Here is a 25,540-nt window from a genome sequence, read left to right as displayed (position 1 = left end):
GATCTCTCCCGGCGCGCTCAGCTTGTCGAAAAACCCTGTCTGAAGGAAAAGAGTCCTTTTTTGCAGGGGGAGTACGAGGGGGCGGGAGCCCCCTCGTGTTGGATTGAATGCCTGCAAAAAGCCTGTGTCAGCAGGCGTTTGCGCCGCGCAGCGGCAGCTTTTCGGCCCGCTGCGCGGGCAGAAAAGCGAGGCATTGTGAAGGCTGTCGAAAAAGTCCATCGGACTTTTTCGACAGCCTGAGCGCGCCGGGATCTCTCCCGGCGCACTGTTGTTTACCGTTGATATTCAAACTCGAAGTCGTACATGGAGACGGTGTCGCCGTCCTGAATGCCCATCTCCTCCAGACGCTGGAACAGGCCGGACTCCCGCAGGGTCTTGTCGAAGTACATCCGGCTCTCGTAGTCGCTGAAGTTGGTGTTGGACATGACCCGGGCCAGCCAGGGGCCCTCCACGATCCAGGTGTGGCCGTCGTCCACCCGCTGGATGTCCAGGGGCTGGTCCGTGTCCGGCTTGGGGGGCTGGGGCACGTACTCCGGCTCGAACACCCGCACCGGCGGTAGCACGGACAGCATCTCCGCCACCTTCTTCACCAGCTCCCGGGTTCCCATGTGGGCCGCCGCGGAGATCTCGAACACGGGATAGCCCAGTTCCTCCGCGTGCTTCCGCAGCCGCTCCAGATTTTCCGGATCCTCCATGATGTCCACCTTGTTGGCGGCCACGATCTGGGGGCGGTTGGTCAGTTCGGCGCTGTACTGCTTCAGCTCCTCGTTGATGGCGTCGAAGTCCGCCACCGGGTCCCGGCCCTCGCTGCCGGAGACGTCCACCACGTGGACCAGCAGGCGGCAGCGGTCGATGTGCCGCAGGAAGTCGTGACCCAAGCCCGCGCCCTCGCTGGCGCCCTCGATGATGCCGGGGATGTCCGCCATGACGAAGCTGACGCCCTCGTCCACCCACACCACGCCCAGGTTGGGGTACAGGGTGGTGAAGTGGTAGTTGGCGATCTTGGGCTGGGCCTTGGACACCACGCTCAGCAGCGTGGACTTGCCCACGTTGGGGAAGCCGATGAGGCCCACGTCCGCCAGCAGCTTCAGCTCCAGGATCACGTCATGGGCCTCGCCGGGAAGGCCGCCCTTGGCGAACCGGGGCACCTGCCGGGTGGGGGTGGCGAAGTGCATGTTGCCCCAGCCGCCCCGGCCGCCCCGGCACAGGACGAAGGGCTCCCGGTCGGACATGTCCTTCATGATCTCGCCGGTCTCGGCGTCCCGCACCAGCGTGCCCAGGGGCACCTTGATGATCAGGTCCGCACCGTCCTTGCCGGACTTCCGGGCGCCCTGGCCGTCGGCGCCGTTGGGGGCCACGTACTTGCGCTTGTAGCGGAAGTCCATCAGGGTGGACATGTTGTCGTCCACCTGGAGAATGATGGAGCCGCCCCGTCCGCCGTCGCCGCCGTCGGGACCGCCGGCGGCCACGTACTTCTCCCGGTGGAAGGCCACCACGCCGTTGCCGCCGTTGCCCGCCCGGACGGTGATACGGGCTTTATCGATGAATGTTGTTGCCATCTCTGTATCCTCTCAAAATTGATGTCTTGTCATTAGAATGTCCAGTTTCGTCCATTTTAGCGAAAACACCGGCACTCGTCAAGACAATGGGGCAAATCCGGCGGTTTCGCACCGGCGGCGCTCTGTGAAAAACGCCCCCCGGACGCTTGTCCGGGGGGCGGCAGAGCGGCAAAAACGAATGCTTTTGCCGCTCTGCCTGATGTCTCGATTTTTGGAACGCTGTTCGTTCCAAAAACCTGCCGCTGTGCGGCGCAAACGCCTGCTGCCGCAGGCTTTTTGCAGACATCCGATCCCATTCGAGGCGGGCTCCGCCCCCTCGAGCTCCCCCCGCAGCGGATGACCTTTCTTTTTCAGGAAACGACCCCGCAGAAAACGGCCCCCGGACAAGCGTCCGGGGGCCGTTCTGTCAGCCAGTTATTCCGCGACAGTCTCGATGAAGACCTGCTTGCGGTCTTTGCCCAGGTGGGAGAAACGCACCACGCCGTCAGCCTTGGCGAACAGCGTATTGTCGGTGCCCATGCCCACGTTCACACCCGGATGGATGTGGGTGCCCCGCTGGCGCACCAGAATGTTGCCGGCCTTGACGAACTGGCCGTCAGCCCGCTTGGGACCCAGGCGCTTGGCCTGAGAGTCACGGCCGTTCTTGGTGGAGCCGCCGCCCTTTTTGTGGGCGAAGAACTGTAAACCGATACGGATCATGTTAGGGACCATCCTTTCTGTAGATTTTAGAATGGGGAGGAATCACTCTTCCTCCAGAACCTCGATGTTTTCAGGATACTCGTCGTGAAGCTCCGCGAAATACACCATCAGTCCCGTCAGCAGGGACTGGCAGGCGTACTCCGCCTCCGGCGAGAGACCGCCGGGGAGCCGCAGCTCAATGCGGGTGTCCTGTTCCCGGACCTTCACCGACGCGGCCAGGCCCAGCACATCGTTCACCGTGGCCTCCACCAGGCGGATGGCGCTGGTGACGGCGGCGCAGACGATGTCCGCGCCCTCCTCGGCGTAGCCGCTGTGCCCCTGGGAGTCGAAGCCGGTGAGCCGGTCGCCCTCCATGTGAAAGGTGACGGTGGTCATCTTACACGGAGATCTTGCCGATGGTCACCTTGGTGTAGGGCTGACGATGGCCCTGGCGCTTGCGGTAACCCTTCTTGGGATTGTACTTGAAGATACGGATCTTCTTGCCCTTGCCGTTCTTCTCGACGGTGGCCTCCACGGAAGCGCCCTCCACCACGGGGGTGCCGAAGGTGGCGTTGTCGCCGTCCAGGATGGCCAGGACCTTGTCGAACTTGACGGTGTCGCCGGCGTTGACGTCCAGCTTCTCGATGAACAGGACGTCGCCCTCCGCGACCTTGTACTGCTTGCCGCCGGTCTCGATGATAGCGTTCATTGTGTTTTCAACTCCTTCAATACGGGCTCGCTGTCGGGGGCGGCGCGCAGGGCGCACTTGTAGACCCATTCAAAGCGGCTTATCAAGTATAACAGTCCGTTTTCAAAATGTCAACAGGTTTGGCGGAAAAAATCCGCTTTTCCGGTCAGGCGGCGGAATTTTCCCCGGCGCCGTGGAAGTCCCTCCCGGAAAAGTTCTGGCCCCAGTCTATCACAGACTGGGGCCGGTTGTCACGCAAAGGGCATTTGCGGCGGGTCAGTAGGCCAGTTTTTCCACGGTCCAATCGGAGATCAGCTCCGCGTACCAGCGGCAGACCGCCTTGCCGGTGTCCACATCCAGATTGGCGTAGTTGCCGCACTCCATGGCGCTCCTGCCGGGCATCTCCCCCGCAAAGTCCGCCGCCTTGGCAAAGACCTCCTGCAAAAGCTGGATGGCCCCCTCGCAGGACAGCAGCTGGTTGTTGAACAGGAAGTAGAAGCCGGTCTGACAGCCCATGGGGCCGAAGTAGACCACCGCCTCCTGGTCCTCGGAGTTCCGCAGCAGCGTGGCGATGAGATGCTCCACGGAGTGCATCTCGCTGTTGGTCAGCAGGTCGCCGGTGTTGGGCTTTTTGAACCGCAGGTCGAAGGTCAGGATGTCCCCGTCCCGGCGGGACAGGTACAGTCCCGGCTGGAGCTTGGTGTGGTCCACGGTAAAGCTGGCGATGCGTTCCAGTTCTTCCATATCGTCTTCCCTTTCCGCCGCCGGCCGGCGGCACGAATCGAAACGGTCTTCAGGGTTCTTCCTTCTGCAAGGTCTGGGCCAGGGGCAGCAGCAGACGTCCCAGGTCCGTCAGAGCCTGCTGGAAGTCGAAGAACTCCTCGGCGTTGTTCTCCCGGAACAGGTGGTCCGACACGGACTTCACCGCCACGAACTTCACGTTGTTCCGCAGGCACACCTGGGCGATGGCGCAGCCCTCCATCTCCACCAGGGTGGGCTGGAAGGTGTCCCGGATCCAGGCGGAGCGGTCGCCCTTGACGGCGAACCAGTCGCCGGTGGCCACCCGGCCGATGCCGGCGTTGAAGCCCAGGTCCTTCAGGATGGCCGCGCACCGCTCCGGCTCCCAGGTGGGGAAGGCCACCCGGTTCACCGTGGATACCAGACCCACGGGGTCTCCGATGGCGGTGGTGTCCACGTCGTGCTGGACGAACTCCGACGCCACGATGAGGGAGCCCACCGGCAGGTCCGTGGCGCAACCGGCCACGCCGGCGTTGATGATCATGTCCACGCCGTATTTCAGGCAAAAGATCTCGGCGGCCATGGCGGCGTTGACCTTGCTGATGCCGCCGGCGCAGGCCAGGATGCCCGGCGCCGCCTGATAGAAGGGCACGCCGGAGACGGTCTCCACCGGCTCCAGATCCTTGGCCCCTGGCAGGGCGTGGAACTCCTCCGGCATGGCGAATTGCAGTCCGATCTTCATAGGTTCCTCCTTGTGGTAAATGTGGTAAAATTTGTCCGCCCCTGCGGGCGGACAAATTCAGGCTGCTGAAAAAGTCCTGCGGACCTTTTCAGCGCCCGAATAATGTCTCGGTTTTCTGACCGCACAGCGGTCTGAAAACCTGCCGCTGTGCGGCGCAAACGCCTGCTGCCGCAGGCTTTTTGCAGACATTTGATTTGATTCGAGGCGGGCTCCGCCCCCTCGAGCTCCCCTTCCTGCTTCTTTCAGTCTGTCCGCTGACAGCAAGTTTTCGGCAAGCTGAATTTGTCCGCCCCTGCGGGCGGACAAATTCTTTCGGTGCAGCGGAACTCTTACTTCTGGGTCAGAGCGGCGGTGTCCTTGGCGATCATCAGCTCTTCGTTGGTGGGGATCAGCAGGATCTTCACCTTGGAGTCAGCGGTGGAGATGACGCACTCCTTGCCCCGGACGTTGTTGGCCTCGGCGTCCAGCTTCACGCCCATGTACTCCAGGCCCTGGCAGACCATGGCGCGGATGCCCTTGTCGTTCTCACCCACGCCGGCGGTGAAGATGATGGCGTCCACGCCGCCCATGGCCGCCGCGTAGGCGCCCACGTACTTCTTCACCTCATAGGCGAACTTCTCCTCGGCCAGCAGGGCACGCTGATTGCCCTCGGCGGCGGCGTTCTCCAGATCGCGGAAGTCGGAGCTGACGCCGGACAGGCCCTCCACGCCGGACTTCTTGTTCAGCACGTTCAGCATCTCGTCGATGCCCATGCCGTACTTGTTCATCAGATACTGGAGGATGCCGGCATCCAGGTCGCCGGAGCGGGTGCCCATGGGCAGACCGGCCAGGGGGGTGAAGCCCATGGAGGTGTCCACGCTCTTGCCGCAGTCCACGGCGGCGATGGAGGAGCCGTTGCCCAGGTGGCAGGAGACCAGCTTCAGCTCCTCGGGCTTCTTGCCCAGCATGGCGGCGGCGCGGCCGGAGACATACTTGTGGCTGGTGCCGTGGAAGCCGTAGCGGCGGACCTTGTCGGTCTCATAGTAGGCGTAGGGCAGGGCGTACATATAAGCCTTGGCGGGCATGGTCTGATGGAAGGCGGTGTCGAACACGGCCACCATGGGCACGCCGGGCATCACCTTCTGGCAGGCACGGATGCCGGTCAGGTTGGCGGGATTGTGGAGGGGGGCCAGGGGGATGCAGTCCTCAATGGCCTTCAGCACCTCGTCGGTGATGACCACGGACTGGTTGAAGGCCTCGCCGCCGTGCACCACCCGGTGGCCAACGGCATCGATCTCCTGCATGGAGCCGATGACGCCGTTCTTGGCGTCCACCAGAGCGTCCAGCACGGCCTGGATGGCCTCGGCATGGGTGGGCATGGCCACGTCCACGGCGCTCAGGGTCTCCTTGCCCTCGATCTGGGGCTTGTAGGTGAACTTGCCGTCGATGCCGATGCGCTCGCACAGGCCCTTGGCCAGCAGATCGCCGGTGTCGGGGTTCAGCAGCTGATACTTCAGGGAGGAACTGCCTGCGTTGATGACGAGAATGTTCATGATGTTGACTCCTCTTTCGTGGGACCCTCTTGCGGATATCCCGTTTTTCGTGTAAAATACAGTTGTGTTCAGCATGCGTTTTCCGTAAATTTTCCAAGGGAAACGCAATGTTACCATATATTATAGCAAATCCTCCGCAGGTTACAACCTGCATTTTTACCGAAATGTCACTTTTTTGTCATCGAATCAGGGTGAATTATATGCAAGTCGCTGGTATCATAGCTGAGTATAATCCCCTGCATACCGGCCATACGGGCCTGATGGCCCGCGTCCGGGAGACGCTGGGTCCGGACACCGCCGTGGTCTGTGCCATGAGCGGACAGTTCGTCCAGCGGGGCGGTGCCGCCATCCTGCGCAAGCACGTCCGGGCGGAGGCCGCCGTGCGGGACGGCGCGGACCTGGTGCTGGAGCTGCCCCTGCCCTGGGCCGTCAGCTCGGCGGAGCGGTTCGCCGCCGGCGGCGTGGAGGTTCTGGCGGCCACCGGTGCCGTCACCCATCTGGCCTTCGGCAGCGAGTGCGGCGACGCGGCCGTGCTGACAGAGATCGCCCGCTGTCTCACCACGGAGGCATATCACGCCGGAGTCCGGCGTTTTCTGAACGAGGGCATGAGCTTCGCCGCCTGCCGCCAGTCGGTGGTGCGGGAGCTGCTGGGGCCGGAGAAGGCCGCCCTACTGGAGACCCCCAACAACAATCTGGGCGTGGAATACTGCAAAGCCCTGCTGCTGCGGAACAGCGCCATCCGGCCGCTGGCCTTTCTCCGGGAGGGCGGGGCCCACGACAGCGCCGACGCCGTCCCCGGCTCCGCCGGCGCCATCCGGCGGCTGCTGCGGCAGGGGCGGCGTGAGGACGCTCTGTCCCTGATGGCGCCGTCCATGGCCCCGCTGTACAGAAGCGAGGAGGACGCGGGCCGGGCTCCTGTGCTGCTGGAGACCTGTCAGCGGGCCATTCTGTCCCGGCTGCGGAGCATGAGCGAGGCGGACTTCGCCGCCCTGGATCAGGGCCGTGAGGGCCTGTACCGCCGCCTGTACGCCGCCAGCCGGTCCGCCGCCACCCTGGACGCCCTGCTGGAGGACGCCAAGACGAAGCGCTACGCCCATGCCCGGCTCCGCCGGATGGTCCTGTGGGCGTATCTGGGGCTGACGCCGGAGGACTTTCCGGAGACGGTCCCCTATCTCCGGGTGCTGGCCGCCAACGAGACGGGCCGCACCCTGCTGGCCCGGATGCGGAAGACCGCCGCCGTCCCGGTACTGACGAAGCCCGCCGATGTGCGGCAGCTGAGCCCCGCCGCCCAGGCGCTGTTCGCCCTGGAGGTGCGGGCCACGGACCTCTATGCCCTGGCCTATCCCGATCTCAGCGCCGCCGCGGGCGGCAGCGAGTGGAGGACCGGGCCGGTGATGATATAATCGCTCCGCGTCCGGCCGGTATGGACCGCCGGACAAGTCCGCAGCGCGTCCGGGGCCCGTTGGAGCAGCCGCCGTCCCAGGCCGTGGGACCGCGGCTGACGGCGCGGTCTTCAGCCGCACCCAAGGGAGGGATCTCCATGAAGACACTTGTTACTCATATCACATCCTGCCTTCTGTGCGCCGGACTGCTGTGCGGCTGCGGCGCCGCCTCCGCCTCCATGATGGTAGACCGCTCCGTCTCCGTGCAGTACGAGGCCATGGGCACCGCCGCCTCCTCCGTGGGGATGGTCCCTCAGACGCCCCGGGAGGTGGGCATCACCTATGCGGTGGAGACGGAGGTCCTGGAGAGCGAGTCCTTCTCCGAGGACGGCGTGAAGCTCATCTCCTCCCGCTATGAGCTGCCGGTGCTCCGTGCCCTCCGCAGGGACGGCGAGACGCTGGAGACGGCCTCCACCCCGGCGGAGGAACAGGCCCTGCTGGTGGTCAACACCTTCAACGCCGCCTTTGACGCCTGGCGCTCCGAAATGGAGGACGTGAAGGATATGGCCCTGGCGGATTATGAGCTGCGGCCGGAGATGTTCCTGGAATACGGCATGTACTATCAGGACTCCCTGACCTACACCGTCTACACCACAGACCATCTGGTCAGCGTTCTGGCCTCCACCTACAGCTATTACGGCGGCGCCCATCCCAACACCGGCTTCTGCTCCTGGACTTTTGATCTGGATGACGGCGCGTTCCTCAGCCTGCCGGTGATCGCCCAGGATGAGATCCGGTTCGAGGAGGCGGTGGCGGCGGATCTGGCCCGGCAGGCACGGGCCGCCGCTCTGCAGGCCGAGACCTCCATGGCGGAGTTCTACTGGGAGGACTACGAGGACATCCTGGCCAACTGGACCACCTACACCGTCAGTTTTGACGCCGGCGGCATGACGGTGAGCTACGCCCCCTATGAGCTGGGCTGCTACGCCTCCGGTCCCCACGTCTTCACTCTGTCCAACGAGTTCCTGGAGCCCTATCTCAGCGAGTACGGTCTGGCGCTGCTGGACCTGGAGCGGAACGGCACTCCCTCATGACCCATCGGACCGCCGGGCCGCCGCGCCCTGCGGTCCTTTCTGTTTCCGCCCTTGTATTTTCCGGATAATGTGATACACTACCCTCAGTGAACAACAGCCAGATCGATTGAATGATAAGGAGAACTACCATGGATAAGAGAACAACGGATATCGTGGCCTATATCACCCCCATCGGACTGATCATCGCCTTGCTGCTGGGCCAGCGGGAGGACTCCAAATTCCACGTGAACCAGGCCCTGGTCATCTGGATCGCCAGCCTGCTGGGCGTCATCCCCTGCGTGGGCTGGATCTGGGGCATCTTCTGCGTGATCTGCGCCATTATGGGCTTCGTCGCCGCTATCAACGGCGAGGAAAAGGAGGTCCCCCTGCTGGGCCAGTTCCATCTGCTGAAATGAGCGCTCCCTCCGAAGCGCCGTCCAGAGGTCCCGTCACGGACCGGGAGGTCTATCCCGCCCTGTGGGCGGCGCTGGGACTGCTGGCCGCCGGGTATCTCCTGTGGCGCTTCCCCCTGGGACGGCCCACCGTCAGCGCCTGCTGGTTCTACAGCCGGTTCCACATCTACTGCCCCGGCTGCGGCGGCACCCGCGCCCTGACGGCGCTGGCCCACGGTCAGGTGGTGCGGTCGATGTATTATCACCCCGCTGTGCCCTTCGCCGCCGTCTCCGCAGGCGGGTATCTGGCAAGCCAGACCCTCTGGCGGCTCCGGGGCCGCCGTGGATGGGTCCTGCGGTGGGACATCCGGTGGCTGTACGCCTTTCTGGTCCTGCTGGCGGTGAACTGCGCTCTGCGGAACCTGCTGTGGTTCGGCTTCGGTGTCCCGCTGGCGTGAGGGCATCGGCGTACTTCCCTAATAACGCACACCGGAGGATACGGTTTCCCGTATCCTCCGGTATTTTTTGCTCCTGATCACACCGGGTTCAGTACCCGTTGACCATGATGTCCAGCACCTTCCCCGCCACGGTGCCCGCCACGGAGCTGCCGCTGCCGCCGTTCTCCACCAGCACCACGAAGGCGTAGGGAGCGTCCTCGTTCCGCAGGAACCCGGCGAACCAGGCGTGGGGCTTCTGATCCGCCCCCACCTCGGCGGTGCCGGACTTGGCGCACAGGTCCATGTTGGGGAACCGCTGGGGGCCGTAGCTCTCCGCCGTGTCCGCCATCATGTCCGCCAGCTTTTCAGCCGTATCCTCGCTGATGAGCTTCCCGGTCCGCTCCGTCATACGCACCGGGTTGTACAGCCCCAGGGAGTTCACCGTCTTGTCGATGATCCGGGGCACGGCGGCCTTGCCGCCGTTTGCGACAGCCCCCATGTACACCATCAGGGCGCAGGGATTCACCATGTCGTGGTACTGGCCGATGCCCGCCCAGCCCAGGTCCGCATCGGAGATGTTCTCAAAGCTGAAGGTTCCCTTGGCGGTGGACAGCCCGTCGATGGAGTAGCTGGACGTCAGGCCCGCCCGCTCCGTGTACTTCTTCAGGGTGGAACCCCCCAGCTCCTCCGCGATCTGGGCGAAAGCCACGTTGCAGGAGTTGGTCAGGGCCGCGCCGATGTCCTGTTCCCCGTGGACGCCAGAGCAGACGATGGTGTCGTCTCCGACGCGGACGCTGCCTTCGCAGGTCCAGGTGCGGCTGTCCAGGTCCGGCAGCGTCTCGATGGCCGCCGCCAGCGTCACGGTCTTGAACACGGACCCCGGCGTGAAGGTAGAGGACAGGAACCGGTTCAGGTACGCTCCCTTGTACCGGTCATTGGTCTCGATGTCGGCGGGCACGTTCAGGGGATCGTAGGACGGGGCGGACACCAGACACAGGATGTCTCCCGTCTTGTAGTTGTACACCGCCACCGTCCCGGCGCGGCCATTCAGGGCCTGATAGGCCTCGTAGTTGTACCGGGCGTCAATGGTGAGATACATCTCCGACCCCCGCTGGGCGCCGAAGGCGCCGTTGACGATCCCGTAGCCCGTCAGACGGTCAGCGAAGGCGTTGAGGGCGCCGGTACCGATATTGCCCTGCAAGTCCCCCACCACGTGGAGGGTTGCCTTCCGGACCGTCTCATTGCTGTAATAGGTGCGCTTGCCGCTGCCGTCCACGGTGGTGAGGACGTCGCCGTCCCGGTCCAGCACCGTGCCCGCCGCCAGCTGGCCGGAGGTGTTGTACAGATGGCGGTTGAAGGCCGCAGACACCCAGCTGCCGCCGCTGACGAACCAGCGCACCACGAACACCAGCGTACCCGCCGCCAGCAGCAGCGCCAGCAGAATGCACACCACCGCCCGGCGCTCAATCTTCTTCATCGGTCCGCTCCTTTCTGTCCGGCTCATGGAACGCGCCGTCCGCCGTCTCCACCCGCCGGGCGGAGGCCTCCTCCATCCGCCGCCGCAGCTTCATGCTGGTGGCGAAGCTGGCGTTTTCCCGGGTGTCCGTGGCCTTCAGGAAGGCCAGCAGCCCCCAGGCGGACATCATGGCGGACCCGCCGTTGGACACGAAGGGAAAGGTCACGCCGGTGAGGGGCAGGATGTCCACGGAGCCGAACACGTTCAGGCAGGTCTGGAACACCATCAGCGACGCCGCCGCGCAGCCCGCGATGGTGTAGAAGCTGGACCGTCCCACGCCGCAGGCCCGGGCGGCGAACACCGCCAGCGTCACGATGGACGCCACCGCCAGCAGGGCGATGATCAGTCCCCACTCCTCGCAGACCATGCCGAACACCAGATCCGTGTCCGCCGCCGGGACCCGGTGGAGCCAGCCGTTGCCGGCTCCCATGCCCACCAGGCCGCCGGAGGCGGCGGCGGACATGGTGCGGGTCTGCTGGAAGCCGGAGGTGGAGGCGTTCTCCCAGGCATGGCCCCAGGCGGCGAATCGGTTCAATATATAGGGCTTAAACTGCAATATAATACCCACGCCGAAGACGCCTCCACCGCAGATCAGGGCCAGGGTGGCGAAGTCGCCGGAGCGGAGGTAGGCGATGACCAGGAAGGTGACAAAGAAGATGGCGGCGGTGCCGAAGTCGCTCATGAGCCCCAGGCAGCCGATGCATACGCCGGTGAGGAGGATGAACAGTCCCAGGTTCCGCTTCCGGAACAGCCGCTCCAGCGTGGCGGACCCGGCGAAGATATAGCAGATCTTGGCCAGCTCCGAGGGCTGGAAGGACATGCCGCCGATGGAGATCCAGTTGGCGGCGCCGTACTTCCGGGTGCCCGCCACCAGCGTCAGGCCCAGCAGGCCGATGGCCGCCGCGGCCATGAGCCACCGGATGCGCTGGGTGCGGCTGAGATCCCGGAGGAACAGTCCCAGCACCAGAAACAGCACCAGTCCCAGCAGGATGGCCAGAAACTGCTTGGGCAGGGCCGACGGCGTGGAGGATGCCGTCACCGCCAGGGACAGGGTGGAGAGGAAGAAGGCGATGGTCTCCATCTCAAAGCCCACGCACCGGGCGGCCCGCAAGGCCGCGAAGTAGATCCACATCACCGCCGTCAGGCCCAGGAAGGCCAGAGGGATGTCCGCGCTGGCGTCCGTCCCGGCGGCGATGATCAGCTGGACGCAGGTCAGCACCTGGAAGATGGTCAGCCATAAAAAGGAGGGCCACACCGTGGCGGGACGCTCCGCCTGCCGCCGCTTTTCCATGGCGGCCTGGTCCCCCACGGTCTGGGGCAGGAACACCAGGGGCACGCCCCCCAGGGTGATGGTGTCCCCCAGCTTCACCGGCGCGGAGCCGGTGATGGGCTTTCCGTTCACCAGGGTGCCGCCTTTGGAATCCAGATCGTAGACCGTCCAGTCCTCCGTCTCGCCCCGGCACAACGCGGCGTGCTGGCGGGAGATGCTGGGATAGTTCAGGAACACGTCGGCGGTCTTTCCCCGGCCGATGATGTTCTCCCAGTGGGTCAGCAGAATGGGCGTGCCGTTGGGCAGGCTCAACTGGCCCCAGACCTCCGGCGTGTGGGGGATCTTCAGCAGGGACCGGATGGCCCGGATCAGGATCAGCGCCGCCAGCACAGGGAACACGAACCGCACTATGGCGGAGTACCACTGCTCCGCCAGGGGATATTCCGTCAGAAAGCCGGTGAGTCCGTCCAGCAGGGTCTGCAAGGGCGCCGTGAGAAGCTCCATAACTGCCCCTCCTTTCCGCAAATGTCCTTTGGAATCAGGGCCAGTATATCATTTTTTCCCCGGTCTGTACAGTCCCCCCGGCAGTTGGGGACTTTTGGGAGCGCCCCGGAATTTTTGCGGAACTATGGCATTTTTCCGTGTTTTGTGGTAAACTGTTGTGGTATATCCGCCGGAGGGGAGGATGGATGCCGTGGAGCCGAAGGACCGCATCATTCTGCACTGTGACCTGAACTGCTTTTACGCCTCCGTGGAGCTGCTGAGCCATCCGGACCTGCGGGACGTGCCCACGGCGGTGTGCGGCGACCCCGCCTCCCGCCACGGCATCATTCTGGCCAAGAACGAACCGGCAAAACGCTTCGGCGTCCGGACGGCGGAGACCATCTGGCAGGCCAAGAAGAAGTGCCCGGATCTGGTGCTCCTGCCGCCCCACCACGACCTCTACCGGCAGTATTCCAAAAAGATCAACGCCGTCTATGAGCAGTACACCGATCTGGTGGAGCCCTTCGGTATCGATGAGAGCTGGCTGGACATCACCGGCACCGCCCATCTCTTCGGCGGCGACCCGAAGGCCATCGCCGACGGCATCCGGGACCGGGTCCGCCGGGAGTTCGGCCTGACCCTCTCCGTGGGGGTCAGCTTCAACAAGGTCTTCGCCAAGCTGGGCAGCGACTACAAAAAGCCCGACGCCACCACCGTCATCCCCCCGGACCGCTGGCGGGATATGGTCTGGCCCCTGCCGGTAGAGTCCCTGCTGTTCGTGGGCCGGGCGGCCCAGAAGACCCTGAACCAGTTCGGCATCCGGACCATCGGCCAGCTGGCAGCCTGCAAGCCGGAGATGCTGGAGACCCTCATGGGCAAGCTGGGCCTCCAGCTCCATCAGTACGCCAACGGACTGGAGCATGAGCCGGTCCGCTCCCGGTACGACCGGGAGCCGGTGAAGTCCGTGGGCAACGGCACCACCTTCCGGGAGAACCTCACCACCCGGGACCAGGTCCGCACCGGCATCTCCCTGCTGGCGGACAGCGTGGCCATGCGGCTCCGTGCCGCCGGGCTGTACGCCGGCGGCGTCCAGGTGACGCTGCGGACGCCGGATTTCAAGAACCGCAGCCGCCAGAAGCAGTTCCCCGCGCCCACCCATCTGATGCGGGATCTCACCGCCGCGTCCATGGAGCTGGTGGAGTCCATCTGGAAGCCCCCGGCCCCCATCCGGATGCTGACGGTCACCGCCATCAGTCTGGTGCCGGAGGACCAGGCCTTCCAGCAGGTGGACCTGTTCCCCTCCGCCCCCCGGTCGGAGCGGCAGGAGAAGATCGAGGCCGCCATGGACGCCATTCGGGGCAAGTACGGCATGGGCGCCATCCAGTTTGGCGCCGCCGGGAACATGGATGCTTCGGAGGACGGTCCTCCGGAGCTGTGACAGATATCAACGATGCCGCAAGGAGGCGTTTTCATGACAAAACAGGAGGAAAAGCAGGCGCTGCGCAGAGCCGTCCGGGCGGCAGAGCGCACCCTTTCCGATTCCTATAAGGCCCGGTCCGCTGCCGCCGTCTGCGGCCATCTCACGTCCATGCCGGAGTATCTGGCGGCAGACACCGTGTTCTGCTTCGTGGGCACCGCCCACGAGATCGATACCCGTCCCCTGCTGGATGACGCCCTCCGCCGGGGCAAGCGGCTGTGCGTGCCCCTGTGCACCGGCGCCGGCATCATGGAGGCCAGGCAGATTACATCTCCGGAGCAGCTGGTCCCCGGGGCCTACGGCATTTTGGAGCCGCCCGCGGACGCGCCGGTGATCCCGCCGGACCAGATCGACTTCACAGTGGTGCCCTGCGTGGCCTGCGACCACGCAGGACGGCGTCTGGGCCAGGGCGGCGGGTACTACGACCGCTTTCTGGCGGGCTACCGGTCCGCCGCGGTGCTGGTGTGCCGGGAGCGGCTCATCCGGGAGGAGCTGCCGGTGGAACCCCACGACCGGCCCATCCCCTGGGTGGTGACGGAGCGGGGCCTCTACGAGGACGGCGTCCCCGCCCGCATCGAATGATCCGATGACTCCGCCGGGGCCACCGGCGAACAGTTCATAAATTCAGAGAAAAACACAAAGGAGCGCGACATGATCCAGGATACCATGCGATTCATTGCCCAGACGGACCCCGAACTGGGCGCGGCCATTCACAAGGAGTTCGACCGGGAGTGCCGGAACATCGAACTCATCGCCTCGGAGAATCTGGCCAGCGAGGCCGTCATACTGGCCATGGGCACCTGCCCCACCAACAAGTACGCCGAGGGCTATCCCGGCAAGCGGTACTACGGCGGCTGCTACGCCGTGGACGAGAGCGAGGAGCTGGCCCGCCAGCGGGCCTGCCAGGTCTTCGGCTGCAACCACGCCAACGTTCAGCCCCACTCCGGCGCCAACGCCAATCTGGCGGCCTTCATGGCCCTGATGGCCCCCGGCGACACGGTGCTGGGCATGGGCCTTCCCGCCGGCGGACACCTGTCCCACGGCACGCCCATGAATATCTCCGGCAAGGCCTTCCACGCCGTCCAGTACGATCTGAACCCGGAGACGGAGCGCCTGGACTACGACCGCCTGCGCCAGATGGCGAAGGAGTGCCAGCCCAAGCTCATCGTGGCGGGTGCCAGCGCCTATCCCCGGATCATCGACTTCAAGGCCTTCCGGGAGATCGCCGATGAGGTGGGCGCCTATCTGATGGTGGACATGGCCCACATTGCGGGCCTGGTGGCCGCCGGGGTCCACCCCTCCCCCATCCCCTACGCCGACGTGGTGACCACCACCACTCACAAGACCCTCCGGGGTCCCCGGGGCGGCCTGATCCTGTGCAACGACGACGACATCTACAAGAAGGTGAACTCCGCCGTGTTCCCCGGCACCCAGGGCGGTCCCCTGGAGCACATCATCGCCGCCAAGGCGGTGTGCCTGGGCGAGGCGCTGAAGCCGGAGTTCAAGGCCTACGCGGAGCAAGTGGTGAAGAACGCCGCCGTTCTGGCGGAGTCCCTGAAGGCGGAGGGCTTCCGTCTGGTGTCCGGCGGCACGGACAACCATCTGATGCTGGTGGACGTGCGGAACTTCCACATCACCGGCAAGGAGATGGAGCACCGGCTGGACGAGGTGCGCATCACCGTCAACAAGAACGCCATCCCCAACGACCCGGAGAAGCCCTTCGTCACCAGCGGCATCCGGGTGGGCACCCCCGCCGTCACCACCCGAGGCTTCCGGGAGCCGGAGATGGAGACCATTGGCCGTCTCATGGGTCGGGTGGCCCGGGGCGAGACCGCCGGCGTCCTGGAGGAAGTGGAGGCCCTCTGCGCCCGCTTCCCCATCTATCAGTAACAGCTCGTACACAGGCAGGAGCCGGGCAGACCGCCCGGCTCCTGTCATTTTTCCATAGCCTCCTGCAGCTTCCCCAGCGCCCGCTTTTCGATGCGGGATACATAGCTCCGGGAGATGCCGAAGGAGGCGGCGATCTCCCGCTGGGTCAGAGGCACCGTGCCACCCAGGCCGTAGCGCAGGCGGATGATCTCCGCCTCCCGCTCCGTCAGGCACTCCTTCACCAGCCGCCGCACCTTCAGCGCGCTCTCCCGGTCGTGGAGGTCCTCCAGCATGGTGTCGTCCACCCCCACCACGTCCATCAGCTCCAGGGCGTTGCCTTCCTTGTCCGTGTCGATGGAGTCCGACAGAGACACCTCCCCCTGCAGCTTCTTCTGGGCCCGAAAGTACATCAGGATCTCATTCGCTATCCTCTCCTGACGGATACATAGATTGGTCAACAGGCGGCAAATCCGCCTCTCCATCCTCCGCAAACAGGTAGACGTAGGCGTTTTTGCCGTCCCAGACCACTTTTTTGACAATGGTGCGCAGCAGGCGGCGTTTTTCTTCCAGCGTCGCCGTATCCACTGCGTTGGCGAAGGACTCGATCATTTCCTGATGGAAGGCTAACTCCTGATGCAGCATCCGGCTCTGCTCAGTGAGGGCTTCCAGCTCAGAAAGCCTTGCCTGCTGCGTCTCGCTCTCCCGGTGGAGCTCGTCAATCTGCTCCATGACGTATTTGGCTGAGGTCTCGCTGGCAACGGACAGAGATTCCACCAGACGCTTGATACGGTCCTCCGTTTCGGCGTGCTTTTCTTTCAACAGCGCCAGCTCCGCGTCGTAGCCCTCCTTGCTGCCGCTGATGACCTTCTTGGTCTGCGCCAGCAGCCGGGTAAGTGTCTCCTTGTCGGCGGACAGCTTGCGGATCTCCTCGATGATCTTGGCGTCCAGCGTGTTGCCGTTGCAGTTTTTCATAGAGCAGACCGTACCGTGGCTGCGCTCCTTGGTGGAGCACATGTAGGTGTAGATCAGCTCACCGTCCGCCGTGCGGCGGTTGGTCAGCTTTGGGCGCATATAGTCGCCGCATTCGCCGCAGCGCAGAAGGCCGGACAGCAGCGCCACATTGCTGCGCGGTCTGCGGTAGCTCTTGGATTTGTTGACGTCCAGCATGGCCTGCACCCGCACCCAGTCGCTGCCCGCGATGATGCCGGGATGCTTGCCCACCGCCACGATCCACTCCTCCATGGGGCGGATCTGGTTTGCCTTGCCGGGACGCTGGAGGGTGCGGTTATAGGCCATGATGCCGTGCTCGCCGTCAAATTCCGAACGCTCGGCAAACAGGTCAACATTATTTTCTTTCAGATACTGATACGCCGTCTCGTCGGCGATCATGTAGACCGGGTTCGTGAGAATGCCCCGGATGGCAAAGCGGGTGAACTGCTTGCCGCGCTTCGTGACACAGCGGTGCTCCAACAGGTACTGATCGGTCTTGCAGAGAGAGCCGGTTTCCATGAACACCTCGAAGATCGTCTTGACCAGCTGGATTTCCTCCGGAATGGGTTTGAGCTTGCAGGCTTTCTTCACCTTGCCGTCCACCGTCACGCTGGACAGGCTCTCCGAGGCGTAGCCCGTGGGCGTTGTGCCGCCCAGCCAGCGTCCGGTCTTGGACAGCTCGTGCATATTGTCCCGGATGCGCTCGGCGATGGTCTCCCGCTCCAGCTGGGAGAACACGGATGCAATGTACATCATGGCGCGGCCCATGGGCGAGGACGTGTCAAACTGCTCGCGGATGGAGATGAAGTCGATGTGCCGGTCGCCCAGGTCCTCGATGAGCTTGGCAAAGTCGCCGATGTTGCGGCTGATGCGGTCGAGGCGGTAGACCACGATGGCGGCAAAGGCGATCTTCTGGGAGTCCTTCATCATTTTCTTGAACTGCGGGCGCTCCAGATTGCCGCCGGAAAAGCCCTCGTCCTCGTAGACCAGCACGTTTTCCGCCGCATCCTCGCCAAAGTGCATGGCGATGTACTGGCGGCACAGCTCGATCTGGTTCTCGATGCTCTCGCCCTTGCCGGTGAATTTGGACTTGCGGGAGTAGATAACGTATTGCTTCGGCGTATCTTTCGTTTTCATGGCGGCACCTCGCACTATTCGTTAGGTTGGTAGATATATTATAACGTATTGGAATCCATTTGAAAAGGTACCGAGAGAAGAATCTGAAATATTTCTGCGAAAATGTTCTCTCTTTCCGGTTTTTGAAAAGTGTTGATTTCCACGAAAAAAGCCTCCGTTTTGCCTCTCGGATGTGTTCCATAAGGAAACATCCACGCCCACCAGTTTGCGGCGGTCTGAGAGAAAAAAGCAGAGGCTTTCGCACCCTAAATGATGCAGTTTTGAGGGCATCGCTCATGCAAGCTCAAAATATGATTGATGAAATGAGCGATGCATGTTATAATATGGGCAATCAAACTACGCTGTGAGGTGCTCATGAAAAACAAACAGCCGCCTTTTCAAATTACAAACAAAATCATTGATGAGGTTGCAGAAATTTCAGAGCTGACCGGCAGACTTTCTGCGCACGATCATCTTTCCAGTAACCCCAATCTGCGCCGCACCAATCGGATCCGAACCATTCACGGCTCCCTTGCCATCGAGCAGAACACCCTGAGTCTGGAACAGGTCACTGCCGTTTTGAATGGCAAACATGTTCTGGCTCCGCCCAAGGACATTGCCGAGGTCAAAAACGCTTATGAGATTTACGAGCGCTTGGACGAGCTTGATCCGTATTCCGTGGACGATTTGCTGACCGCTCACGGTATTATGACCCGCGGACTTGTAGAAGAATCCGGCATGTTCCGCACGCGGCCCGTCGGTGTTGTAGATCAGGAGGGACATGTCCTGCATTTTGGCACGCTGCCGCAATATGTGCCTGATTTGGTCGTGGAACTGCTGAATTGGGCAAAGCACAGCGACCTGCACATGCTGATCCGAAGCTGCGTGTTTCATTATGAACTGGAGTTGATCCATCCCTTTGCTGATGGCAATGGCCGTGTTGGGCGGCTCTGGCATACATTGCTGCTCTCCAAATGGAATTCTGTGTTTGCATGGCTGCCGGTCGAGTCCATCATCCACGACCATCAGCAGGAATACTACGATGCCATCAATGCCAGCAACGATGCAGGCGAGTCCACCGCGTTCATCGAGTTTATGCTCTCCGTCATCAAAGCCTCGCTCATCGACGCCATCCATACGAGTGATGCAGTGAGCGCCGGAAAGATGGACAAGAAAACTCTGCGCTGGCAGAAGATTGAGCAGTTCTTGCAGACGCATGAATATATCATGAACGCCGATGTGCGGGAGCTGTGTGGGGTTTCAGCAGCGACGGCAAACCGGGTGCTGGCGACAATGGTAGAAAACGAAAAATTGAACAGAGAAAGATTAAATGGACTTTGGGTGTATAAACTCACGTTTTAATTGGTCTGGTTCCTTGCAAGCAGGAAATAAATCTTTATGATATCTAAAGGTTTAATGAAGTGATTAAATCGATTTTAAAAGGAGGTAAAAACATGGAACTTATCGAGGGCATTAAACACATCATTGATGGAGATGCAGTCATCATTATGGGCGCTGGTGCATCTCACGGTGCTCAAAATCTTTTTGGAGAATTTCCCTCAGGTTCTCTCTTAGCTGAAAAACTATACAAAAAATGTGGTATTGTTCCAGACGATATAAACGACTTGCAAGACGCGGCCCAATGTTATGAGGAAGCATTTTCCGCATCGGCCCTTGTGTCTGAAATTCAATCGTTGCTTAAGTGCGTGTCAGTTACCAACTCGCACGAAATTATTTATAGTCTTCCTTGGATGCGATACTATACTACTAATTACGATGATGTTGCATTACTTGCAGCAAAGAAAACCAATATAAATCTTACACCGGTAACGCTTTCATCTAATATTAAGCAAAACCTTAATAATAATCGGTTATGCATACACATTAATGGTTATATTGGGAATCTCAATGAAACAACTTTGCACCATGAATTCAAATTGACTGCAAATAGTTACTTGTCTCAAACGAATATTCTGAATAGCCCGTGGGGAGACTATCTCATTAATGACCTCGAAACAGCAAAGTGCATTGTTATTCTGGGGCTTTCGTTAAAATATGATTTGGACTTAAGCCGGGTTATTTTCTCAGAAGAATTCAGGAAGAAAGCAATGATTATTAGTGCCCCTAATCTGTCTCCCAACTCTGAAAACAGGCTAAATCGATTTGGTACAGTATATAAAATTGGCGTTGATGGTTTTGCAAGTGAAGTTTTCAAAGTTAGACAGTCATATGAACCACACACAAAAACACCAACCGAAAGGCTCTATTCAGCGTTTACCTATTCTTATAAAGAGAAGCGCTATCCAGAGAGACCACGGCCAGAAGATATATTTAGGCTCTTCTTGAATGGATCATACAGTGATTCACTTTTCTTTAGAAATAATGGAAAATATGATGGATTCATTTACCGTAAAAAGTTCTCAAAAATTCGAGATGCAGTTTTAAACGGAGTAAAGCTCATATTCGTTCATTCTGATATGGGAAATGGAAAAACTGCATGTATAAATGAGCTACAACATACTCTTTCCGGTGAAGACATCCATATTTTCCAATTGACTAATGCTGATTCTCAAAAAATAAGTGAAGAAATCTCAGCAATCGCTTCGCTATCAGAGACCTCCTCGGTTCTGGTTATTATAGACGACTATACAAACTATATGGAGGTCCTACATAAATTTTCACTACTTGGCGGAAAAAAAGCGCAGTTTCTTTTGACTGCTCGCTCTGCGATAAATTATAACAAAATGCCGATAATCCTTGAGGAATTCTTTGTAGAAGAGGGAGCTACTGCTATTTTTGATATTAACAAGCTCGACGAAGATGACCTTGGAAACTGTGTTAGAGTATTTGATCAGTATGGGCTTTGGGGTACAAATGCAGGGCTAAACACATCTCAGAAAATCAAATATCTAACTAGTCGAAAGAGTGGAAACTGTCGCTTTCAATCTATTATGCTTGATGTAATTCAATCGGACTTAATGCAAAGAAAGATTGCTGACACGGTGCAGATTATTAGGGGGGGATCGCTTCAATACCATACCGCAGTGTTACTAATCTTGTTAACCAAGGTTATGAATCTGCGCTTATCGACATCCGATATAGAAAGACTTTTAGAGGTCAATTTCACGACAGACGCCTTATTTAAGTCTGATCCCGCAATTAAGGAAATTATTACTTTTAACGATAATGGGGACATTACGATAAAGGCACCTGTTACTGCACAATTTATCTTGCAAAAAGTCTCAGACCCGGAAGATATTATTAAATCTCTGTATTCTCTTGCCTTATACGCTGTAAAGTATTCAAACCTCCCCAAATACGCTAACATCCTAACATCAATAATTTCCTACTCACATATCAATTCCTTTCTTAGGGGATTCAAAAATCCGGAGCAATTCTTGTCTGAATACTATGACGAACTGAGCAAAATTGAATACTATAGGAAAAACAATTTCTTCTGGCTACAATATGCAATATCATGCATCGAGGTCGGAAAATTTGATCGCGCCCAACGCTATTTAAATAATGCATATGGGCTGATTCCTGTTGGCTTTGTACCGTTTCAAATTAACAATCAACAAGCACGTCTTTATCTTGAGAAGATAATCACAGGGCAGTCAGAAAATATCCTTGACGACTTTAGTGCAGCTCATAAATTGCTTATGATTCCTATTTCTTCCCCAAAAGACAATGAATATAATGTAGTTCGTTTGTTTGGCTATTATTGTAGGGGCAAAATAAAGAGAGCTATGTTGAGCGATTCTAACGAAGAGTTTTATAAGTCTGCCTGTAAAAGCGCATATCAGAGAACAACTGTCTTTATTGAAAGGTATCCAATTTATTCTGAAGATCTAACCGATTTGCGGACTAAGCTTTTAAATTCGTATGTAAGCAGAAACGATGCGGGCTAATATTGCAAGGTCTTTTTTACCTGATTATACTTTTAGTTCATTAACTGCATGCGCACATTCTTACCTCACGATCTTTGCGCATTACTACTTGTCATACGTCAAGTTTATTTTGCGTCACAGCTTGTCATATGACAAGCTGCATCATAAAAACCGCCGCCCCGAACGAAAAATCGGGGCGGCGGTTTTGTTATGCAAGGCTTCTCAGATATTCTTCCACGTTCTGATACTGAATGCCGTCTATCACTTGGCTTTCCCCGCGATAGAGGACGAACTTTCCGGTGATCGGGCCGTAGCGGTGCTCGGTCTGGGCGCATTTTTGCTCGTCGATCAGATGGCGATACTGCTGCGGGACAGCTTCCTCGCTGTGCTTGATCTCGAAAATCCGGCAGGAGCCCGCCTCCGGGTCAAACACCACCATGTCAAATTCGCCCACAGGGAATTGCAGGACAAACACCTGCTTCTTGGGGTTTGCCAGCTTGGTTTCCAGCAGAACGATATCCTCCAGCATCCGTCCTTTGATCTCGGTCAAGATGCGCTGCTGCACGGCGGTGCGCTCCGCAAGAGACAGGGCACTGAACGTCTCATCCAACAGCAAACTGCGAATCAGCGCGTCCGCCTGCGCATAGCGGAGACCCGGCTGCGCGATCACCGTGCGGCTGGATTTCGTGCTGACATCCGGCAGGTGCAGCACATCGATCTCCCGCGTTAAGTCCAACAAGTCCAGATACTCCTTGATCTCCGACGCGTGAACATCGTCCAGTGCCACGGTCTGCTCTGCCCTGTTGCGGATCTCCAGCAGCTTCCGCAGACTGTCGGTGACAAGCGCAAGGTCGATGCGGTCGAGGATGTCCGTCGGGTTCTTCCGATCCCGGCGCAGGTTGCTGGCGGAAATGCCAAGGTCGTGGGACTTCCAATCCTGCGCTAGCACCTCCAGCGTGAAGCGGTGGTTTATGTCCTCCACCACCCGGTTGATGGCGCTGGTCAGCTCGCCCTTCTCGTATAAATCCCGCAGATGGCGGAAGTGCCCCTCGTACTGATAGCAACGCAAGGAGTGCTGGATATTGCGGGCGATGGCGGTGTCCACGTATTCGTCGGTGCTTTCCTTGCTGGCAAAGGTGGAGGTCTCGTTGTAGTGGACGCCGCCGAGGCTCATGGTGCCGCCGTAGCGGATATACTCGTCGATGCCGTGAACGCCGAGGACGGATTCAAACTCACGGTAAGGGATGAATGTGGTGTGCAGCAGGATGCAGCGGTCGTAAAGCTGCTCGTCCTCTGTAAAGAGGAAGCCCAGCGAGTCCGTGCCGGAGAGCACGATCTTCATACCGCAGGCCGCAAACACGTCAGAAAACAGCGCTGCGCCCTCGATGAAATCCTCCATCAGCGTCACCTCGTCGAGGAACACATAGCGAAAGCCCTGCGCTTCCAATGCCTTGAGGTCGCGGTTCACGTCTGCCAGTGTGTCTTTTGCGGTGATCTGAATGAACGCTGCCTTGGCAAGCTCTGCGTCGCTCATCTCTGCGAAAATCTGGCGGATCATTGTGGTTTTCCCCGTCCGGCGCAGGCCGTAGAGGATGAATACCTTGTCCTGCGGCTCGCCGCAGACAAAGTCGTGCAGCTGCCGGAAACACTCGCGCCTGCGATAGCCGCGAACAGACGCCGCGAAGGAACGCAGCGCCTCGCCGGTACGGACATTGGTGGTAAACGCGGAAAGGTTCGCAGATTTCGCCTTGGGCAGCTGCTTTTTCAGCGCTTTCAGCTCCTGTTCCAGCGCCTTCCGACGCTCGATCTGCGCGCGGAAATTCTCCAATTCGTCAGCAGGAATATACTTCTCCCGCCTTTTTTTGTTCTCTGTCCAACGGTGGTAGAAATAGTCCTTGCCTCTGACGGTTTTCTTCGTAACAGAGCCAGCGGGCAAAGCAGAAATCTGCTGTTCCAGCTCTGCCGCGCGGGTTTGCATTTCAGATAAGTCCATAGCGCACCTCCTGTGAGATACTATTCTATGCAGAATTATACCCCATTATACCCTTGAAATCAAGGGTATAGCAAAAACAAACTACCAGCGGAAAGTACATCCAACTGGTAGTTTGTTCTATTGTGGTATGCTCAAATATGTCAGAAGAATTCCTCTTGTAGGAGATCATCCGCATCAATATCAGATAATCCTGCATCTACTAAGCTATCAATGTACTCGTCCATAGAATCAGTTACGACCGCATCCCATGATCCGCTTGTCCGCAGCTTTTCAGCAAGTTTTGAAGCTGGAATTCTTGTTCCAAATGTTTCGTTAAATGTATGCTCAAGATTGGTAATTGACATTTTGCCGTGTGTCGATGCAATCCATTCGCAAATCCGGCTTAAATTCAATGATGCACTTTCAAGAGAAAGGATAATACCTCCCGCAACAGAAAGCGACGCAACCGCATCTTGCTGCCTCATAATACACGTCAGCATCCAATCATTTCCTTGGAGCTTTTGTACTATTGGCAAATTTTCTACTTCAGCCCAAATACTTCGACCGTTAAAGAATGGCTCGTCATAGAAAACGGACATCAGCGATTGAATCTCTCTAATCTCTTCAACACTCAGGTCATAGACAGTCCTGATCTTTTCTATCGACATAAGGATTTTAGGGGCTGTTTCGATATATTCAAGCGTCTTTTTCTTTTTATCAAGAGCAGCAGCAAACATTCCAAGATTGACCATTCGTCTATCAAGGCTCGTAAGATCAACAATATCCTTCGAGAAAACTGTCTCCTCAAAGAAATTCAGCGCAGTACCGTAAGAGGAACAATATACATACGAAGAGTTGAGAGTGTAACCAATCCGTCTGAAAGCAGCTGCATTGATTGCGTCATGAGGTGTATACTGGCAAATTCTATCAAATAGATTTTCAATATCCTCAATAAACCACAGTGATTTTTCGCTTAATGCATCTAGTACTTGCTGAACATCTCTCTCATCTATGGCCGGTACATCTATAATGTACTGTCCATCAATATAGTAGGCACTAAGCGCGTTTGCTATAACCGGATTAGCTTGAGCAGATTCTTTCCTAACTCCGTACCTTTCTTCATAGAATTCATAATAGTCAAAATATGCCACAGGTGAAATTTCTTTAAGAAGCCCTATAGCTTGATCTTCTTCAGAAGCGTCTCCAAGCACAATCGTTGGAACTCTCCTGCATCGAATAGCTAACTGCTTCTCATGCCACATGTCTAGTGAAGACTTGATGACATAAAATAATTCGTAACCATCTCGGATATCTAGTTCTTCCATTTCATCTTGATAGTCGCGGAAAATTAATTCTGATGAAATTACCGTATTCCTATACTGGCTAAAGTCCACAATTTGCCATATGATATGTGGATCTGCGTCGCAGAATCTGACCTTATTATCTCGATTAAAAACTATGCCTCTCGCATTCCTTAAATGATTGCCGACTGTCCGTAGATTAATTTTCAAGCGCTCAACGGGATATCCCCGCCGTTCGATGTATTTGTAATATTCTTCAGCAAACTCATCAACCGAAAGCGGCTTGTCAGCATTACTAATTAGGGTCTACTGAATGGCTGGAACATTTGGAAATCTCGGAAAAATGACCAGCTCGCCGAGGTCAAAATCGTAGTCCAGAGCCCAACCGCAGTCAGGCGCAAAAAGGAGACGTAGTTTGCGCTCCATATTTGCGGC

22 protein-coding genes are annotated in these 25,540 nt (G+C 58.6%); 9 read left to right on the top strand and 13 right to left on the bottom strand.

Annotation, left to right across the window (positions count from 1 at the left end):
• Positions 1-272 precede the first annotated feature (272 nt).
• The 7 genes from obgE to ACTNBU_RS06115 all read right to left on the bottom strand — a co-directional run bounded on the left by obgE (position 273) and on the right by ACTNBU_RS06115 (position 5,937).
• On the bottom strand, positions 273-1,559 hold the full coding sequence (gene obgE, locus ACTNBU_RS06145; RefSeq protein ID WP_441031828.1) for a GTPase ObgE: 1,287 nt from the start codon (positions 1,557-1,559) through the stop codon (positions 273-275).
• Positions 1,560-1,973: 414 nt separating this feature from the next.
• Positions 1,974-2,258 (bottom strand): 50S ribosomal protein L27, encoded by a 285-nt coding sequence (gene rpmA, locus ACTNBU_RS06140; protein ID WP_441031826.1) that lies wholly within the window; start codon positions 2,256-2,258, stop codon positions 1,974-1,976.
• Positions 2,259-2,300: 42 nt separating this feature from the next.
• Positions 2,301-2,633, bottom strand: coding sequence for a ribosomal-processing cysteine protease Prp (locus ACTNBU_RS06135; RefSeq protein ID WP_441031824.1), 333 nt, complete (start codon positions 2,631-2,633; stop codon positions 2,301-2,303).
• 1 nt (position 2,634) lies between these two features.
• Positions 2,635-2,946 carry a 50S ribosomal protein L21 gene (rplU, locus tag ACTNBU_RS06130; RefSeq protein WP_441031822.1) on the bottom strand — a complete coding sequence of 104 codons (312 nt, stop codon included), beginning with the start codon at positions 2,944-2,946 and terminating at the stop codon, positions 2,635-2,637.
• A 255-nt stretch (positions 2,947-3,201) separates the two neighbouring features.
• Positions 3,202-3,669, bottom strand: a complete 468-nt coding sequence (locus ACTNBU_RS06125; protein WP_441031820.1) for an S-ribosylhomocysteine lyase — start codon at positions 3,667-3,669, stop codon at positions 3,202-3,204.
• A gap of 49 nt (positions 3,670-3,718) precedes the next feature.
• A complete protein-coding gene (mtnN, locus tag ACTNBU_RS06120) occupies positions 3,719-4,405 on the bottom strand; it encodes a 5'-methylthioadenosine/S-adenosylhomocysteine nucleosidase (RefSeq protein ID WP_441031818.1) in 687 nt (228 codons plus the stop codon).
• 329 nt (positions 4,406-4,734) lie between these two features.
• The gene (locus ACTNBU_RS06115; RefSeq protein WP_441031816.1) at positions 4,735-5,937 is read right to left on the bottom strand and encodes an acetate/propionate family kinase; all 1,203 of its coding nucleotides are present in this window, start codon (positions 5,935-5,937) and stop codon (positions 4,735-4,737) included.
• 200 nt (positions 5,938-6,137) lie between these two features.
• Between ACTNBU_RS06115 and ACTNBU_RS06110 the strand changes: the two genes are divergently transcribed.
• From ACTNBU_RS06110 to ACTNBU_RS06095, 4 genes are all read left to right on the top strand, one after another.
• Positions 6,138-7,340 carry a tRNA(Met) cytidine acetate ligase gene (locus ACTNBU_RS06110; protein WP_441031814.1) on the top strand — a complete coding sequence of 401 codons (1,203 nt, stop codon included), beginning with the start codon at positions 6,138-6,140 and terminating at the stop codon, positions 7,338-7,340.
• 137 nt (positions 7,341-7,477) lie between these two features.
• The gene (locus tag ACTNBU_RS06105; protein WP_441031812.1) at positions 7,478-8,413 is read left to right on the top strand and encodes a hypothetical protein; all 936 of its coding nucleotides are present in this window, start codon (positions 7,478-7,480) and stop codon (positions 8,411-8,413) included.
• A gap of 128 nt (positions 8,414-8,541) precedes the next feature.
• On the top strand, positions 8,542-8,808 hold the full coding sequence (locus ACTNBU_RS06100; protein WP_441031810.1) for a hypothetical protein: 267 nt from the start codon (positions 8,542-8,544) through the stop codon (positions 8,806-8,808).
• Positions 8,805-9,242 carry a DUF2752 domain-containing protein gene (locus ACTNBU_RS06095; RefSeq protein ID WP_441031808.1) on the top strand — a complete coding sequence of 146 codons (438 nt, stop codon included), beginning with the start codon at positions 8,805-8,807 and terminating at the stop codon, positions 9,240-9,242. The genes ACTNBU_RS06100 and ACTNBU_RS06095 overlap by 4 nt, the downstream gene beginning before the upstream one ends.
• 88 nt (positions 9,243-9,330) lie before the next feature.
• On the opposite strand, the gene ACTNBU_RS06090 is transcribed toward ACTNBU_RS06095, so the two are convergent.
• The gene (locus tag ACTNBU_RS06090; protein ID WP_441031806.1) at positions 9,331-10,698 is read right to left on the bottom strand and encodes a penicillin-binding transpeptidase domain-containing protein; all 1,368 of its coding nucleotides are present in this window, start codon (positions 10,696-10,698) and stop codon (positions 9,331-9,333) included.
• Entirely contained in the window at positions 10,685-12,511 is a 1,827-nt protein-coding gene (locus tag ACTNBU_RS06085) for an FtsW/RodA/SpoVE family cell cycle protein (protein ID WP_441031804.1), read from the bottom strand. The genes ACTNBU_RS06090 and ACTNBU_RS06085 overlap by 14 nt, the downstream gene beginning before the upstream one ends.
• 190 nt (positions 12,512-12,701) lie before the next feature.
• Here ACTNBU_RS06085 and dinB point away from each other — a divergent pair, with 190 nt between their 5' ends.
• From dinB to glyA, 3 genes are all read left to right on the top strand, one after another.
• Positions 12,702-13,928, top strand: coding sequence for a DNA polymerase IV (gene dinB / locus ACTNBU_RS06080; RefSeq protein ID WP_441031802.1), 1,227 nt, complete (start codon positions 12,702-12,704; stop codon positions 13,926-13,928).
• Between the two features lie 33 nt (positions 13,929-13,961).
• Entirely contained in the window at positions 13,962-14,549 is a 588-nt protein-coding gene (locus ACTNBU_RS06075) for a 5-formyltetrahydrofolate cyclo-ligase (protein WP_441031800.1), read from the top strand.
• Positions 14,550-14,618: 69 nt separating this feature from the next.
• Entirely contained in the window at positions 14,619-15,857 is a 1,239-nt protein-coding gene (gene glyA, locus ACTNBU_RS06070) for a serine hydroxymethyltransferase (protein WP_441031798.1), read from the top strand.
• A 44-nt stretch (positions 15,858-15,901) separates the two neighbouring features.
• Here glyA and ACTNBU_RS06065 read toward each other — a convergent pair whose 3' ends face one another.
• Both ACTNBU_RS06065 and ACTNBU_RS06060 read right to left on the bottom strand, forming a co-directional pair.
• A complete protein-coding gene (locus ACTNBU_RS06065; RefSeq protein ID WP_441031796.1) occupies positions 15,902-16,246 on the bottom strand; it encodes a sigma-70 family RNA polymerase sigma factor in 345 nt (114 codons plus the stop codon).
• 7 nt (positions 16,247-16,253) lie between these two features.
• Entirely contained in the window at positions 16,254-17,963 is a 1,710-nt protein-coding gene (locus tag ACTNBU_RS06060; RefSeq protein WP_441031794.1) for a recombinase family protein, read from the bottom strand.
• A 354-nt stretch (positions 17,964-18,317) separates the two neighbouring features.
• Here ACTNBU_RS06060 and ACTNBU_RS06055 point away from each other — a divergent pair, with 354 nt between their 5' ends.
• Together ACTNBU_RS06055 and ACTNBU_RS06050 are read left to right on the top strand one after the other, a co-directional pair.
• Complete coding sequence (locus ACTNBU_RS06055) at positions 18,318-19,304, top strand: Fic family protein (RefSeq protein ID WP_441031792.1); 987 nt, start codon at positions 18,318-18,320, stop codon at positions 19,302-19,304.
• A 92-nt stretch (positions 19,305-19,396) separates the two neighbouring features.
• The gene (locus ACTNBU_RS06050; RefSeq protein WP_441031790.1) at positions 19,397-21,853 is read left to right on the top strand and encodes a hypothetical protein; all 2,457 of its coding nucleotides are present in this window, start codon (positions 19,397-19,399) and stop codon (positions 21,851-21,853) included.
• Positions 21,854-22,040: 187 nt separating this feature from the next.
• Here the strand turns inward: ACTNBU_RS06050 and ACTNBU_RS06045 are convergent, their stop codons facing one another.
• Positions 22,041-23,825 (bottom strand): AAA family ATPase, encoded by a 1,785-nt coding sequence (locus tag ACTNBU_RS06045; protein WP_441031788.1) that lies wholly within the window; start codon positions 23,823-23,825, stop codon positions 22,041-22,043.
• A gap of 140 nt (positions 23,826-23,965) precedes the next feature.
• A complete protein-coding gene (locus ACTNBU_RS06040) occupies positions 23,966-25,129 on the bottom strand; it encodes a hypothetical protein (RefSeq protein WP_441031786.1) in 1,164 nt (387 codons plus the stop codon).
• Positions 25,130-25,540: the final 411 nt, after the last annotated feature.

This window comes from Dysosmobacter sp. HCP28S3_G4 (assembly GCF_052065175.1).
Classification (GTDB): domain Bacteria; phylum Bacillota; class Clostridia; order Oscillospirales; family Oscillospiraceae; genus Oscillibacter.
The sequence above is the reverse complement of the archived record's forward strand: the minus strand, read 5'-3'. Positions and strand labels throughout refer to the sequence as shown.

Excerpts from the sequence above, each read along its gene's own strand:
- obgE (WP_441031828.1), bottom strand. The coding sequence starts at position 1,559 with ATGGCAACAACATTCATCGATAAAGCCCGTATCACCGTCCGGGCGGGC.
- rpmA (WP_441031826.1), bottom strand. The coding sequence starts at position 2,258 with ATGATCCGTATCGGTTTACAGTTCTTCGCCCACAAAAAGGGCGGCGGC.
- ACTNBU_RS06135 (WP_441031824.1), bottom strand. The coding sequence starts at position 2,633 with ATGACCACCGTCACCTTTCACATGGAGGGCGACCGGCTCACCGGCTTC.
- rplU (WP_441031822.1), bottom strand. The coding sequence starts at position 2,946 with ATGAACGCTATCATCGAGACCGGCGGCAAGCAGTACAAGGTCGCGGAG.
- ACTNBU_RS06125 (WP_441031820.1), bottom strand. The coding sequence starts at position 3,669 with ATGGAAGAACTGGAACGCATCGCCAGCTTTACCGTGGACCACACCAAG.
- mtnN (WP_441031818.1), bottom strand. The coding sequence starts at position 4,405 with ATGAAGATCGGACTGCAATTCGCCATGCCGGAGGAGTTCCACGCCCTG.
- ACTNBU_RS06115 (WP_441031816.1), bottom strand. The coding sequence starts at position 5,937 with ATGAACATTCTCGTCATCAACGCAGGCAGTTCCTCCCTGAAGTATCAG.
- ACTNBU_RS06110 (WP_441031814.1), top strand. The coding sequence starts at position 6,138 with ATGCAAGTCGCTGGTATCATAGCTGAGTATAATCCCCTGCATACCGGC.
- ACTNBU_RS06105 (WP_441031812.1), top strand. The coding sequence starts at position 7,478 with ATGAAGACACTTGTTACTCATATCACATCCTGCCTTCTGTGCGCCGGA.
- ACTNBU_RS06100 (WP_441031810.1), top strand. The coding sequence starts at position 8,542 with ATGGATAAGAGAACAACGGATATCGTGGCCTATATCACCCCCATCGGA.
- ACTNBU_RS06095 (WP_441031808.1), top strand. The coding sequence starts at position 8,805 with ATGAGCGCTCCCTCCGAAGCGCCGTCCAGAGGTCCCGTCACGGACCGG.
- ACTNBU_RS06090 (WP_441031806.1), bottom strand. The coding sequence starts at position 10,698 with ATGAAGAAGATTGAGCGCCGGGCGGTGGTGTGCATTCTGCTGGCGCTG.
- ACTNBU_RS06085 (WP_441031804.1), bottom strand. The coding sequence starts at position 12,511 with ATGGAGCTTCTCACGGCGCCCTTGCAGACCCTGCTGGACGGACTCACC.
- ACTNBU_RS06075 (WP_441031800.1), top strand. The coding sequence starts at position 13,962 with ATGACAAAACAGGAGGAAAAGCAGGCGCTGCGCAGAGCCGTCCGGGCG.
- glyA (WP_441031798.1), top strand. The coding sequence starts at position 14,619 with ATGATCCAGGATACCATGCGATTCATTGCCCAGACGGACCCCGAACTG.
- ACTNBU_RS06065 (WP_441031796.1), bottom strand. The coding sequence starts at position 16,246 with ATGTACTTTCGGGCCCAGAAGAAGCTGCAGGGGGAGGTGTCTCTGTCG.
- ACTNBU_RS06060 (WP_441031794.1), bottom strand. The coding sequence starts at position 17,963 with ATGAAAACGAAAGATACGCCGAAGCAATACGTTATCTACTCCCGCAAG.
- ACTNBU_RS06055 (WP_441031792.1), top strand. The coding sequence starts at position 18,318 with ATGAAAAACAAACAGCCGCCTTTTCAAATTACAAACAAAATCATTGAT.
- ACTNBU_RS06050 (WP_441031790.1), top strand. The coding sequence starts at position 19,397 with ATGGAACTTATCGAGGGCATTAAACACATCATTGATGGAGATGCAGTC.
- ACTNBU_RS06045 (WP_441031788.1), bottom strand. The coding sequence starts at position 23,825 with ATGGACTTATCTGAAATGCAAACCCGCGCGGCAGAGCTGGAACAGCAG.
- ACTNBU_RS06040 (WP_441031786.1), bottom strand. The coding sequence starts at position 25,129 with ATGGAAGAACTAGATATCCGAGATGGTTACGAATTATTTTATGTCATC.